We start from the raw sequence: 13,449 nt of genomic DNA on the forward strand, positions 1-13,449 counted from the left end.
GCCGACCTACTGTCCGGCGGTCCACTCCAGCAGCGCGTCCTGGACTTCACGGGCCGCGCCGGCATTGGGGTGGTTGATCATGAGCACCACGGCGTAGCGCCGGCCGCTTGCGCCCAGAACGTAACCCGCCATGCTGCGTACCCCGTCCAGGGTGCCGGTCTTGATGTGGGCGGCACCCGCCGCCGGGCTGTTGGCGACGCGCCGTCGCGCAGTGCCGTCGCGTCCGGCGATGGGCAGTGACGACACGAGTTCGGGCATCGTTCTGCTACGCCAGGCGGCCCGCAGCAGGTCGCCGAGGCTGAGTGCGGTCACGCGCTCGTTTCGCGACAGGCCGGCGCCGTTCTCGATCACCAGCCCTTCCGTGGAAATGCCCGAGGCCTTCAGGCTGCGTTCGACCACCCGCGCCCCGGCGGCGGCGGAGTCCCGGCCCGGCTCGGACAGCGCGCCGAGGGTGGCCAGCACATGGCGGGCGATCACGTTGTTCGACCACTTGTTCATGTCGCGCAGGACTTCCGGCAGGGCGGGCGAACTGGATTCGACCAGCACCTGACTGCCCGGGGGGCTTGGTGCGTCGCGGAAGCGTCCGGAGATCTCCCCACCCAGTTCGCTCCACAGGGTCCGGAACAGCCCCTCGAACAGCCGCTCGGGGGGGAGGGGGGCGAGATTCCAGTCAAAACTTGCCGTGCAGCCAAGGGGCAGGTTGCCCTCCAGGCTCAGGAGGGTGTTGCCGCCGCCTTCGCGCGGGCTTGCTGTCAGATGGGTTACGGGATCGCCGCAATTGTTGCCGGCAATCCGGCGGATCCGGTTGTCGACGAGCAGCCCGACGGGTTGTGGGTCCAGTGTTGCGTCGGCACCCGCTGGGGTGGGCTGCAGGCGTAGCTGGACCGATCCGAAGTCCACGTTCAGGGCGTTGGCACCTGCGTTGTAAGGCCGCAGGGGGCGCTGATCGAAGGCCCCGGGGTCGTGGGCTGGCAGGCTGAAGAAGCTGCGGTCGGTCAGGACGTCGCCTTCGATGCGCCGGACGCCGCGTGCGCGGAGCTCGCGGAGCATCAGCCACAGGCGCTCCCTGGACAGGCGCGGGTCTCCACCACCGATTATCGACAGATCCCCCTTCAGTGTGCCGTCCCGGATCGGGGCGGTGGCCATGAAGCGGGTCTTCCACATGAAGGTCGGGCCGAGCTGGTCGAGGGCGGCAAACGTCGTCACCAGTTTCATGACCGAGGCCGGGTTCATCGGGGTGGTGATGCGGTGGTTCAGCAACGCCGGCGCCCCCTCCACATCCTGGATCAGCACGCTGGCGGCGCTCCGGGGAATCCCGTTCCGGGCGAGGCTTGCGTCGAGGGGGGCGGGCCAGCTCTCAATGCCGTTTGCGCGGGCGGCGGTGGAGCTCAGGGCGAGGACGAGCAGGGCTGTGCGGAGTGCGGGCATGGATGTGGAGGTGACGGGTGGTTTCTGCTCCCGATTATGCCTTTGTGGCCTGCTGATATTCTTGCTGCGATGCAGCATCCGTCGGGATCCTCAATGCCTTTGCGCCGCTTTTCTTCCTTTTCGGCAAGTGCGAAAACGCCATAATTCCCAATGCTGGCGCGGGTTTAGGCCACTAGCCCTTTTTTTGGGTAAGGGTTTTCGCTATACTCCGCAGGTTTTCCGTATTGCGATCTTCGAAGTCTCTTTTATTGAGGTTAGTGGGCCATGAGCGTGGATCAGAAAGTAGATGCGGGTCGGCGCCAGCTGTTGCTGGTGACGTCGGCGGCAGGGGGCGTGGGCGCAGTCGCCGCGGCCGTGCCGTTCGTCGCGAGCCTGACGCCGTCGGAGCGTGCAAAGGCAGCCGGTGCGCCGGTTGAAGTGGATATCAGCAAGCTGGGCCCGGGTCAGATGATGACCGTCGAGTGGCGCGGCAAGCCGGTGTGGATCATCAACCGCACCAAGGAAATGTTGGACTCCCTGAAGAAGACCGAGGGTGAAGTCAGCGATCCGGCTTCCGACAAGCCGATGCAGCCGGCGTATGCCAAGAACGAAACCCGCTCCATCAAGCCGGAAATCCTGGTGGCGGTCGGTATCTGTACCCACCTTGGCTGTTCGCCGTCCGACAAGTTCAAGACGGGTGCCGAGAGTGGTGTTGCCCCTGACTGGGCTGGTGGTTTCCTGTGCCCCTGTCACGGTTCCACCTTCGACATGGCCGGCCGTGTTTACAAGAGCAAGCCTGCGCCGGACAACCTCGAGATTCCGCCGCACAAGTATCTGGCCGATACCAAGATCCTGATCGGCGAAGACGGAAAGGCATAAACGATGACCACCAAAGCTCAAGCGGTAATCGACTGGGTTGACGAGCGTTTTCCGCTGACGTCCTCCATCAAGGGGCACCTCACCGAGTATTACGCCCCCAAGAACTTCAACTTCTGGTACTTCTTCGGCTCCCTGGCCTTGCTGGTCCTGGTGATCCAGATCGTTACCGGTATCTTCCTGGTCATGCACTACAAGCCTGATGCGTCCCTCAACGCATCCGGTGTGCCGGTGGCCTTCGCCTCCGTCGAGTACATCATGCGCGACGTGCCGGGCGGCTGGCTGATCCGTTACATGCACTCCACCGGCGCCTCGGCGTTCTTCATCGTGGTGTATCTGCACATGTTCCGCGGCCTGCTCTACGGTTCCTACCGCAAGCCCCGCGAACTGATCTGGATCTTCGGTACCCTGATCTTCCTGGCGCTGATGGCCGAAGCCTTCATGGGCTACCTGCTTCCCTGGGGTCAGATGTCCTTCTGGGGCGCCCAGGTGATCGTGAACCTGTTCTCCGCGATTCCCGTGATCGGCCCGGATCTCTCCGTGGTCATCCGTGGTGACTTCGTGGTGTCCGATGCGACCCTGAACCGCTTCTTCTCCTTCCACGTCATCGCCGTGCCGCTGATTCTCATCGGTCTGGTGGCTGCCCACATTGTCGCCCTGCACGAAGTCGGCTCCAACAACCCGGATGGCGTTGAAATCAAGAAGAAGAAGGGCCCGGACGGTCACCCGCTGGATGGCATTCCGTTCCATCCCTACTACACGGTCAAGGACATCGTGGGTGTGGTCGGCTTCCTGATCTGCTTCTCCTTCATCGTGTTCTTCGCACCTGAAGGTGGTGGCTACTTCCTGGAGTTCAACAACTTCATCCCCGCCGATCCGCTGAAGACCCCGCCGCACATCGCGCCGGTGTGGTATTTCACCCCGTTCTACTCGATCCTGCGTGCGGTGACCTATCCGCTGTTCGGCATCGATGCGAAGTTCTGGGGCGTCGTGGCCATGGGCGCTGCGGTGGTGATCATCGCTTTCCTGCCGTGGCTGGACCGCAGCCCGGTGAAGTCGATCCGCTACAAGGGCGGTCTGTTCAAGGCCATCCTGGCTGTCTTCATCGTCTCCTTCTTCATCCTCGGCTACCTTGGCGTTCTGCCTCCGACCCCGGGTCGCACCCTGGTGTCCCAGATCTGCTCGGTGATCTACTTCGGCTTCTTCCTGCTGATGCCGTGGTACTCCAAGATGGACAAGTGCAAGCCCGAGCCTGATCGGGTGACCGGTTAATGAGAATGAAAGCCATGAAAAAACTTTTGACGTCTCTCCTGTTCGCACCGCTGCTTGCCTTTGCAAGCGGTGCCGAACTGCACCTGGACAAGGCCCCGGTGTCCACCGACCCGGCCGCACTGCAGAACGGTGCAAAGCTCTTCGTCAATTACTGCCTGAACTGTCACGGCGCGAGCTACATGCGCTACAACCGGCTCCAGGAACTGGGTCTGTCCGAACAAGCCATCAAGGACAACCTGATGTTCACCGCGGACAAGGTTGGCGAGCCGATGCGCATCGCCATGCAGCGTGATGAAGCCAAGGCCTGGTTCGGTGCTGCACCTCCGGATCTCACCGTGATCTCGCGCTCCCGTGCGTCCGAGTTCGGTAGTGGCGCCGACTGGCTGTACACCTACCTGCGCAGCTTCTATCGCGACAGCGAGCGACCCACTGGCTGGAACAACGTGGTTTTCGAGAACGTGGGCATGCCCCATGTCCTTTATGAACTGCAGGGCGAGCAGGTCGCCAAGGTCAGCGAGAAGGACGACGGCCATGGTGGCAAGATCAAGGAGATCTCCCTTGAGCTGGCCAAGCCAGGCAAGATGTCCAAGGAAGAGTACGACAAGGCCAGCGCCGACCTCGTCTCCTACCTGGTGTGGATGGGTGAGCCGATGGCCGAGAAGCGCAAGAACATCGGTACCGCCGTGATTGCCTTTTTGGGTCTGCTCTTCGTTCTTTCCTATCTTCTGAAGAAGAATTACTGGAAAGACATCCACTAATCGGCAGAAGGTTTCGCCGATGCAGTCACTTGCTGTCACTGAGCAAGACGCACCACGCGCCCGTCGCGTGGTGCGTGATACCGAGTATTCGTGGGGTAACACAACGATGATGAATTTGTATTCCGGAACGACAGATCCTTTCAGTCACCGGTGCCGTATCGTGCTCTTTGAAAAGGGCATGGATTTCCAGGTGATTGATGTCGATCTCTTCAACAAGCCGGAAGACATCGCCGTCATCAACCCGTACAACCGGGTTCCGGTGCTGGTTGATCGCGACCTCGTGCTTTACGAGTCCAATATCATCAACGAGTACATCGACGAGCGTTTCCCGCATCCCCAGCTGATGCCGCCCGACCCCATCATGCGCGCCCGGGCCCGTCAGCTGCTGCACACCTTCGAGCTTGAGCTCTTCTCCCATATCGAAGCCCTGGAAAAGAATCCTAAGGGCGCCGACAAGGAGCGTGCCCATGTTCGCGATCAATTGACCCAGCTGGCACCGATCTTTACCAAGCAGAAGTTCCTGCTCGGCGAAGAGTTCTCCATGCTGGATGTGGCGATTGCTCCCTTGCTGTGGCGCCTCGACCACTACGGCATCGAGCTGCCCCGTTCTGCCGCGCCCTTGATGAAGTACGCCGAGCGTATCTTCAGTCGCCAGGGCTTCATCGATGCCATGACGCCGTCCGAAAAGGTCATGCGTCGCTGAGCTTCGCATTCAGGGCCGCGCGCTGTCGCGGTCCTGCTCTTCCCTTGTCTTTCCTGTGGCCCCTCTCTCGGCCTCGTTTGTCTTCAAGGTCCCGGTCATGAGCGAAGTTTCCACCAAGCCTTATCTGATTCGTGCCATTCATGAATGGTGTGTCGATCAGGGGCTGACGCCCTATCTCGCCGTGGCGGTCGATGGCCGCACCATGGTGCCGCGCAGCTTTGTCCAGGATGGTCAGATCGTTCTGAACATCGGGCCGGATGCCACCCAGAGCCTGGTGATGGGCAACGAGTTGATCGCCTTCCAGGCCCGCTTTGGTGGCGTCGCGCAGAATATCTCCGTCCCTGTCGACAACGTGTCGGCCATTTATGCCCGGGAGAACGGCCATGGCATGGCGTTCGAGCTGGCTTCCGGTTCCGAGCATGAGGCCGGGGAGGAGGCTGCAGAGTTTGCTGCCGACGCGGCTGACGATGGTGCGGATGCTTCGTGGGTCCCGGCCTCGTCCGCCGAGCCTGCCAAGGCAGGGCTGCGTAGCCATCTGAAATTGGTCAAATAGGCGTCTGAAGGACGCCCTCTGCCCTTGATCTGGCTCAGGGAGGCCGCCTTTTCCGGGGTATAGAGTGGCGCCAAATTATTCAATTCTCGAGGTTTCAGCACATGGCTGCCATGGAATGGACTGACAAACTGGCCCTGGGTCTGGGGCCGATGGACGACACGCACGTGGAGTTCGTCGATGCCTACAACCGTCTCGTTGCGGCGTCCGGTGAAGCCCAGTTGATCGAGATGGATGCCTTCATCGCGCACACCGTCGACCATTTCGATCAGGAGAACCGCTGGATGGAGCTGATCGGTTTTCCGGGCTGCCACAAGGCCGAGCATGATCGCGTCCTGGCGGTTTGTCGCGACGTGCGCAAGCGCATGGAGCGGGGCGACGCGGCCCTTGGGCGCCAGTTGCTGCAGGAGCTGCCGATCTGGTTCGACAATCACGTCGCCACCATGGATTCCGCTCTGGCTGCTTACATCGAATCGATTGGTTTCGACACCCAGACGGGCGAGATTCGCAAGCCGCCCCAGGAAGGGTGTGAGGACGGATCTTCCGCCTGTTGCACACCTCCCACCCAGAAGGCTGACAGCCAGCCGGCCTGACAGGGCTGCCAGGCGTTTCCGTGTTTCCCGGCCCCTCGGGGTCGGGTGGGGTCTTCCTGCTTGCGCCAGGAATTCGCTTCGAGCTTTCTCTCCCCGTTTTTCCCCGCATCACTCCCTGTACCGTGTTTGCCCCGTTGTGTCCTGCGGGGCCGAAAAGTAGTCGGATCAGGGGCTAAAGTCCCCGCTTTGGGTGACGATATGACTTGCACTTGAATCCCGCGGGTGGGTGTGCGATGTCCTTTGTTCGAGTCAATAGCGGTGAGGTTGAGGTCGGCCGCCCGGTACCCTGGCCCCTTTATGATGATCGCCGTCAGCTGCTGCTGGCTCGTGGCGTTGTCGTCGAGACGGAATCCCAGAAGAAGGCGCTCATGGAGCGCGGGCTTTTCCGCAAGCTGCAGGTGAGCGAAACCCGTCCGAACCAGGAGTCGGGTGATCGTCCGGCGGATGACATGTGCAGCTTTGACGAGATCAAGCTGGATATCGGCGATACCCTGCAGCTACAAACGCAGAGCGACAACGGTCAGTCGCGCTATTACGTCAAGCTGATCGGCTATCTCAAGGGCAAGAGTGTCATCGTCACCACCCCGACCCAGGACGGCAAGGTTCTGCTGATGCGGGAGGGGCAGAGCTTTGTGGTACGCATGTTTTCGGGAAAGAGCGTTTTCGCTTTCGGTGCGACCGTCTTCAAAGTGGCCAACGTACCGTTTCCGCATTTGCATCTGACCTATCCGAACAATGTCCGGGGCTTGGTGATCCGTCGAGGGGCGCGGGCGCGGGTCAATCTCATCGCTGCGGTCAATGGCGTGGAGGGGCGTTCCCATGCGGCGACCATCCTGGACCTCAGCACCGGTGGCGCAATGCTGATCGGCAAGTCACCCATGGGGGTCAAGGATGACAGGCTGGCCATCAAGTTTCGCGTGGTAGTGAGTGATGTGGAGCAGTTCCTGACCATCCCGGCGGTGCTGCGCTCCGTTCACGCCACGGCGACGCCGGAGGGCGTCACGCCCCAGGTCCAGCACGGGGTCCAGTTCGAGGATCTACCCCATGCCGAACAGGTTGTGCTGTCTGCCTTTGTCTATCGAATCCTGTTTGAGGAGTCCGCCGAGGGTTGAGCTTCGGGCCCGCCCGTTCAGGTCCGGAAGGGGAAGGCTGGTTCGGGGGTTCTGCCGGTCATGATGTCGGCCAGCGCACGGCCTGAGCCGCAGGCCAGCGTCCAGCCCAGGGTGCCGTGGCCGGTGTTCAGATACAGATTGTCGATATGCGTGCGCCCGATCAGGGGCACGTTGCTGGGGGTGGCTGGCCGCAGGCCGCACCAGTGCTCGGCCTGATCCAGGTCGGCGGCCCCCGGCAGATGCTCTTCCAGCCACTTCACGATGCTGGCACTACGCCCCGGGTTGGGGCTGAGGTCGAAGCCGTTCAGCTCGGCGGTGCCGGCCACTCTCAATCGATCACCAAGCCGCGAGCACACGATGCGGCGGGATTCGTCCGTGAGGCTGTGTCTGGGCGCCCGCTCGGGATTCACGATGGGGGCGGTGATCGAGTACCCCTTGACCGGATAGACCGGTAGCCTTACGCCGAAATGGGCGACCAGTGCGGGGCTGTAACTGCCCGCTGCCACGACGACGGCATCGGCCTGCAGGACGCCGGCCTTCTGGTCGGCGTCGAGTACGCGGATGCCGCGAATACGGCCGCGGATCATGTCGAAGTCGTAGATGCGCGCATCGAACATGAAACGTACCCCGGCTGCACTGGCTTTGGCGGCCAACTCACGACAGAACAGGTGGGCATTGCCGCTCTCGTCATCCAGGCCATGCATGACACCTGCCAGGCGCGATCGCAAGGGGGTCAATGCCGGTTCCAGGGCTATGGCCTCGTCGGGTGTGAGGGTGCGGGCACGGATGCCCAGCGCTTCGAGCTCCTTCTGGCGTGCAGGAACGGTTTCGAATTCCCGCTGGCTCTGGAAAAGATGAAGGATGCCGGCATCACTGGATTCGTACTGGATGCCGGTGGCAGCTCGCAGCGCCTGCAACTCCTGGCGGCTGTAGATGGCGAGGTTGGCGATGGCGGCCGTGTTGCGCACGCTCCGTCCGGGCAGGCATTCACGCAGGAAGGCCGCGCCCCATCGCCACTGCTTGTAATCGGCGCGGAGGCGGAACAGCAGCGGAGCGTCCTTGCGGCCGAGCCAGCGCAGGATGGTCGCGGGCGCAGACGGGTTGGCCCAGGGTTCCGGGTGACTGATGGAGATCTGGCCGCCGTTGGCAAAACTTGTTTCCAGCCCGGGGCCGGGCTGCCGCTCCACGACGGTGACACTGCAACCTGCCTGCGCCAGATACCAGGCACTCGTGACGCCTGCCAGGCCGGCGCCGATGACCAGAACTTCCATGATGCCTTGTGATGAGTGTTTCGAAGATCGGTGGATATCCACGGTGACGGAATCCGGCCCGCAATCATAAACGACGAAAGGCCTCGATCCGGGCGATAATCCATACTTTCACAGGTTATTCCGGAGAGTCGAGTCATGCGTCGTGTCACGCTTACCCAATTTCTGATCGAGCAGCAGCGCAAGGGGCTGATGAGTGCCGATCTGCGTCTGCTGATGGAGGTCGTTGCCCGGGCGGTCAAGGCGATTGCCGTCAATGTCTCCAAAGGCGCCCTCGCGGGTGTGCTGGGCGAAGCCGGCAGCGACAACGTACAGGGTGAGGCCCAGAAGAAGCTTGACGTGATCGCCAACGACATCCTGATCCAGGCCAACGAGTGGGGCGGCCATCTGGCGGCCATGGCCTCCGAAGAGGTCGAGGAGATCCGGCCGATTCCGGGGGAGTACCCGAAGGGGGCCTATCTGCTGCTGTTTGATCCGCTGGATGGTTCGTCCAACATCGATGTGAACATTTCTGTCGGCACGATCTTTTCGGTGCTGCGCTGCCCCGAAGGCGTCAATGCCGCCACCGAGGCCGATTTCATGCAGCCGGGCAGCGCCCAGGTGGCGGCGGGTTACTCGGTGTATGGCCCGTCCACCCAGCTGGTGCTGACGGTGGGTGATGGTGTCCATGGTTTCACGCTGGATCGGGAGATGGGCAGTTTCATCTACACCCACCCGGACATGAAGGTTCCCGAGGACACCAAGGAATACGCCATCAACGCGTCGAACGAGCGTTTCTGGGAGGCGCCTGTCCAGCGCTATGTGAGTGAACTGAAGGCCGGTGCGGAAGGCCCGCGGGGGCGTGACTTCAACACCCGCTGGGTGGCCTCCATGGTTGCCGACGTGCACCGCATCCTGACCCGTGGCGGCATTTTCATGTACCCCATGGACAGCAAGATGAAGGACAAGGGCGGCAAGCTGCGCCTGATGTACGAGGCCAATCCGATGGCGATGATCGTCGAGGCGGCCGGCGGCGCTGCATCCACCGGCCGGGAGCGCATTCTCGACATCCAGCCGAGCAAGCTGCATCAGCGCGTGCCGGTCATCCTCGGTTCCCGCAACGAGGTCGAGCGGGTCGTCTCCTACCACCTCGAGGCTTGATCCTGCTGTTTTGACGATTCATCCGGCCCGTTTGTTGCGCCGGTTGAATCGTTTGTCCTTGGGCTGGTCGAACCTGACATCGGCGTGTGCCGATTCTTGTCAGGTGATGTCATGACTGTTGCCCCTGATCCCGATGACGTGTCCCCGGAGGCGGAGCTGGTGGCCTTGCGCCAGGCCATTGAGGCGGCGGCGCGGCGGCCCGAGGTCGAGGCCGTACAGGCGCTGACTGGTGCAGCCCAGCCCTCCGTGGATCAGACCGCGCGCATTGCCTTGCTGGCGGAGCGGCTTGCCACCGGCGTCCGTCAGCGCCGCCGCCGTTCCGGGGGCGTCGATGCGCTGATGAACGAGTTTTCCCTCGACAGCAGCGAAGGCGTGGCACTGATGTGTCTGGCCGAGGCCCTGCTGCGGGTGCCCGATGATGATGCCCGCCTGCGCCTGATCCGGGACAAGCTGCGTGCCCGTGACTGGTCGGCTCATGTGGGCCACAGCCCGTCGATGTTCGTCAATGCGGCGGCCTGGAGCCTGGCGCTCACCGGGCGCCTGCTGGCACCGGACGAGGCGGCTGGGGTTCCCAACGCCCTTCAGCGCATGGCCGCGCGGGGCGGGGAGGCGCTGCTGCGGGAGGCCATGGATTACGCGATGCGTCTTGTCGGGCAGCAGTTCGTGCTTGGCGAGACTATCGAAGCCGCGCTGGAGTGCGCGGCGACGGGGCCGGCGGCGGATTATCGCTATTCCTTCGACATGCTCGGGGAGGCGGCTGTTACGGCCGACGAGGCCGCGCGCTACGCTACCGCATACGCCCACGCCATTCATGCCATCGGTCGTCAGGACCGGTGGCGGGGCGTTCACAAGGGCAACGGCATCTCCATCAAGCTGTCGGCGCTGCATCCACGCTATCACTGGTCCCAGCATGCCAGGGTGATGCACGAGCTTGTGCCCCGGGTGCGTCATTTGTGTCTGCTGGCCAAGCGTCATGACATCGGTCTGACCATAGACGCGGAGGAGTCCGAGCGGCTGGACCTGTCGCTTGATGTGCTCGCCGCACTTGCTGCAGACCCGGCGCTGGACGAATGGTCGGGCCTGGGTTTTGTCGTGCAGGCCTATCAGAAGCGGGCGCCGGGCGTCATCGAATGGCTGGTTGCCCTGGCACGTCGCCATCGGCGGCGCCTGATGGTGCGTCTGGTCAAGGGGGCCTACTGGGACACCGAGATCAAACGCGCCCAGCAGGATGGTCTGATCGACTATCCCGTCTATACCCGCAAGGCGCATACCGACCTCGCCTACCTGGTGTGTGCCCGACGCCTGCTGGCAGTGCCCGACGCGGTGTTTCCCCTGTTTGCCACCCATAACGCCCATACGGTCGCGGCCATTGTCGAGGCAGGGGGGCCGTTCCGGCCGGGGGATTACGAGTTCCAGTGCCTGCACGGCATGGGGGACAGTCTCTACCGGCAACTGGTGGGGGCGGAGGATGCGCGCTTGCGGCGACCGGTGAGGGTCTATGCCCCGGTGGGCAGTCACCGCACCCTGCTGGCCTACCTGGTGCGTCGCCTGCTCGAAAATGGCGCCAACACCAGTTTCGTCAATCGCATCGTCGATGATGGCGTGCCTGTCTCCGATCTCGTCACCCATCCCGTGGTGCAGGTCCGGGCGGGGGCAGGGCATCCCCATCCGGGCATCCCCCTGCCCGAGAACATGTACCCCGGGCGTCGCAACAGCCGGGGCGTCGACCTTGCGGCAGCGCCTGTCCGGCGGGCCTTCCAGGCCGCCTTGGCGCGGAGCAGGGAGGCGATCCTGGAGGTGCAGCCGCGGGTGAGTGGCGTGGAGCCGGGCGGGATGAGCGGTGCCGTGGATGTCCGTAACCCGGCTTGCCTTGCCGAGCGGGTTGGTGCTGTACGTGTCGCTACGCAGATCGAGGTGGAGGGAGCCCTTCAGGCCGCCGCAGGCGCGGCGCCCGAGTGGGCCGGTGCAGCGCCCGCGTATCGCGCCCTGTGTCTCGAGCGGGCCGCCCAGGCCTTTGAGGCCCGCACCCATGCTCTTGTAGCGCTGCTGGTTCGGGAGGCGGGCAAGACCATTCCCGCGGCCCTGGGGGAGGTCCGTGAGGCGGTGGATTACTGCCGCTATTACGCCAGCCACCTGCAGGCTGGTGACATGGAGGGCTGCCTTCCCCTGGGCTGTATTGCAGCCATCAGCCCCTGGAATTTTCCGCTGGCGATCTTCGTCGGCCAGATCGCTGCCGCGCTGGCGGCCGGCAATCCGGTGATTGCCAAGCCCGCGGAGCAAACCCCGCTGATCGCCGATTGGGCCGTTGCCCTGCTCCACGAAGCCGGAGTGCCGCGTGCGGTGCTGCAGTGCCTGCCCGGAGGCGGGGCGCTCGGGGCGGCGCTGGTGGCCGATGAGCGTGTTCGCGGCGTGCTGTTCACCGGATCGACGAAGGTGGCTGCCGCCATCCATTGTCAGCTGGCGAGCCGGGGTGATGTGCCACTGGTCGCCGAGACGGGTGGGATCAACGCCATGATCGTCGACTCCACCGCCTTGCCCGAGCAGGTGGTAGGCGATGTCATCACGTCGGCTTTTGACTCGGCGGGTCAGCGCTGTTCGGCGCTGCGTCTGCTATGCCTGCAGGAGGATATTGCCGATCGGGTCCTGGAATTGCTGGATGGTGCCATGGCCGAGCTGCGTCTCGGCTCGCCAGACAGCTTTGCCACCGATGTGGGGCCGGTGATCGACGCCTCGGCCCGTCTCCGCATCGATGCCTACGTGGATGCACTGCGCGCCAACCGTTGCCGTGTGCTGACCCGCAGTCTTCCCGACGTCTGTGCCGGAGGTCATTTCGTGGCACCCACCCTGATCGAGATTCCGTCTCCGGCCGAATTGCGTCAGGAAGTCTTTGGCCCGGTGCTGCATATCGTCCGCTACGCTGCCCGGGATCTGGACGCGCTGCTGGACGCCCTTTCGGCCCAGGGGTATGGCCTGACCCTGGGCATCCAGTCGAGAATAGATGAATTCGCCCAGCGCATCATCGGGCGAATGAAGGTGGGCAACATCTACGTCAATCGCAGCATGATCGGTGCGGTGGTGGGAGTGCAGCCCTTTGGTGGAGAGGGCCTGTCGGGAACGGGGCCGAAGGCCGGCGGGCCGCTGCTGCTCGGCCGACTGGTGCGGAGGGCCCCGGTGCCGCTCGCCGATGTGCTGCGCCCGCCGCGTCCGCTGCTGGCCTGCCTGGCGGCATGGGTCGACGCCGGCGGGGCAGGGGGCACGGAGGAGGAGGGGCGTGTTCTGCTTGGGGCAATCGAGATGTACCAGCGGGCGTCCCTGGCTGGATTGGCGGTGTCCTTGCCGGGTCCGACGGGCGAAAGCAACACGCTCAGCTTCCATCCCCGGGGCTTGGTTCTGGGCATGGCCGTTACGCCCACCGCCTGGCTCCATCAGCTGGCTGTCGTGCTGGCCACCGACAACCGCCTCTTGCTGGCCGCGGGCGCTGCTGCCGAAGCCTGGCGAGATGCATTGCCACCAGCGGTGCAGGGGGCAGTCGATGTGCATCCGGACGCACTGGTCCAGCCCTGGGCTGCAGCCCTCCTGGATGTGCCCGAGGCCGCGTCATGGCGGAGCGTGCTGGCCCGGCGGGAAGGGCCGATCCTGCCTTGCCTGGTGCCGGATCCCTGTTACGCCCTCGAGCACCTGATTGTCGAACGCTGCGTCAGCATGAATGCCACCGCGACCGGGGGCAATCCAGGGCTGCTCCAGCTTGGAGAGGCCTGAACGGGGGCGGT

Annotated in this window: 11 protein-coding genes; 9 read left to right on the plus strand and 2 right to left on the minus strand. The window is 63.7% G+C overall.

Annotation, left to right across the window (positions count from 1 at the left end; translation table 11 throughout):
• Positions 1-6 precede the first annotated feature (6 nt).
• The gene (dacB, locus tag L6Q67_RS12040) at positions 7-1,428 is read right to left on the minus strand and encodes a D-alanyl-D-alanine carboxypeptidase/D-alanyl-D-alanine-endopeptidase (protein ID WP_296569592.1); all 1,422 of its coding nucleotides are present in this window, start codon (positions 1,426-1,428) and stop codon (positions 7-9) included.
• Between the two features lie 264 nt (positions 1,429-1,692).
• Between dacB and petA the strand changes: the two genes are divergently transcribed.
• The 7 genes from petA to L6Q67_RS12075 all read left to right on the plus strand — a co-directional run bounded on the left by petA (position 1,693) and on the right by L6Q67_RS12075 (position 7,271).
• Positions 1,693-2,286 carry a ubiquinol-cytochrome c reductase iron-sulfur subunit gene (petA, locus tag L6Q67_RS12045; protein ID WP_296569594.1) on the plus strand — a complete coding sequence of 198 codons (594 nt, stop codon included), beginning with the start codon at positions 1,693-1,695 and terminating at the stop codon, positions 2,284-2,286.
• 3 nt (positions 2,287-2,289) lie between these two features.
• Positions 2,290-3,555, plus strand: a complete 1,266-nt coding sequence (locus L6Q67_RS12050) for a cytochrome bc complex cytochrome b subunit (protein WP_296569596.1) — start codon at positions 2,290-2,292, stop codon at positions 3,553-3,555.
• Positions 3,555-4,313 (plus strand): cytochrome c1, encoded by a 759-nt coding sequence (locus tag L6Q67_RS12055; RefSeq protein WP_296569597.1) that lies wholly within the window; start codon positions 3,555-3,557, stop codon positions 4,311-4,313. Before L6Q67_RS12050 ends, L6Q67_RS12055 begins: the two co-directional genes overlap by 1 nt.
• Before the next feature lie 106 nt (positions 4,314-4,419).
• The gene (locus L6Q67_RS12060) at positions 4,420-5,016 is read left to right on the plus strand and encodes a glutathione S-transferase N-terminal domain-containing protein (RefSeq protein ID WP_296569802.1); all 597 of its coding nucleotides are present in this window, start codon (positions 4,420-4,422) and stop codon (positions 5,014-5,016) included.
• Between the two features lie 97 nt (positions 5,017-5,113).
• Complete coding sequence (locus L6Q67_RS12065) at positions 5,114-5,569, plus strand: ClpXP protease specificity-enhancing factor (protein WP_296569599.1); 456 nt, start codon at positions 5,114-5,116, stop codon at positions 5,567-5,569.
• Positions 5,570-5,679: 110 nt separating this feature from the next.
• Complete coding sequence (locus L6Q67_RS12070) at positions 5,680-6,159, plus strand: hemerythrin domain-containing protein (RefSeq protein ID WP_296569601.1); 480 nt, start codon at positions 5,680-5,682, stop codon at positions 6,157-6,159.
• Positions 6,160-6,392: 233 nt separating this feature from the next.
• Complete coding sequence (locus tag L6Q67_RS12075) at positions 6,393-7,271, plus strand: flagellar brake protein (RefSeq protein ID WP_296569604.1); 879 nt, start codon at positions 6,393-6,395, stop codon at positions 7,269-7,271.
• Positions 7,272-7,288: 17 nt separating this feature from the next.
• Here the strand turns inward: L6Q67_RS12075 and L6Q67_RS12080 are convergent, their stop codons facing one another.
• A complete protein-coding gene (locus L6Q67_RS12080; RefSeq protein ID WP_296569606.1) occupies positions 7,289-8,542 on the minus strand; it encodes a D-amino acid dehydrogenase in 1,254 nt (417 codons plus the stop codon).
• 135 nt (positions 8,543-8,677) lie between these two features.
• On the opposite strand from L6Q67_RS12080, the gene L6Q67_RS12085 reads away from it, so the two are divergent.
• Positions 8,678-9,679 carry a class 1 fructose-bisphosphatase gene (locus L6Q67_RS12085; RefSeq protein ID WP_296569608.1) on the plus strand — a complete coding sequence of 334 codons (1,002 nt, stop codon included), beginning with the start codon at positions 8,678-8,680 and terminating at the stop codon, positions 9,677-9,679.
• A 111-nt stretch (positions 9,680-9,790) separates the two neighbouring features.
• Complete coding sequence (gene putA / locus L6Q67_RS12090; RefSeq protein WP_296569610.1) at positions 9,791-13,438, plus strand: bifunctional proline dehydrogenase/L-glutamate gamma-semialdehyde dehydrogenase PutA; 3,648 nt, start codon at positions 9,791-9,793, stop codon at positions 13,436-13,438.
• The last annotated feature ends 11 nt before the right edge of the window (positions 13,439-13,449 follow it).

It is taken from the genome of Zoogloea sp., assembly GCF_023150065.1.
GTDB lineage: Bacteria > Pseudomonadota > Gammaproteobacteria > Burkholderiales > Rhodocyclaceae > Zoogloea.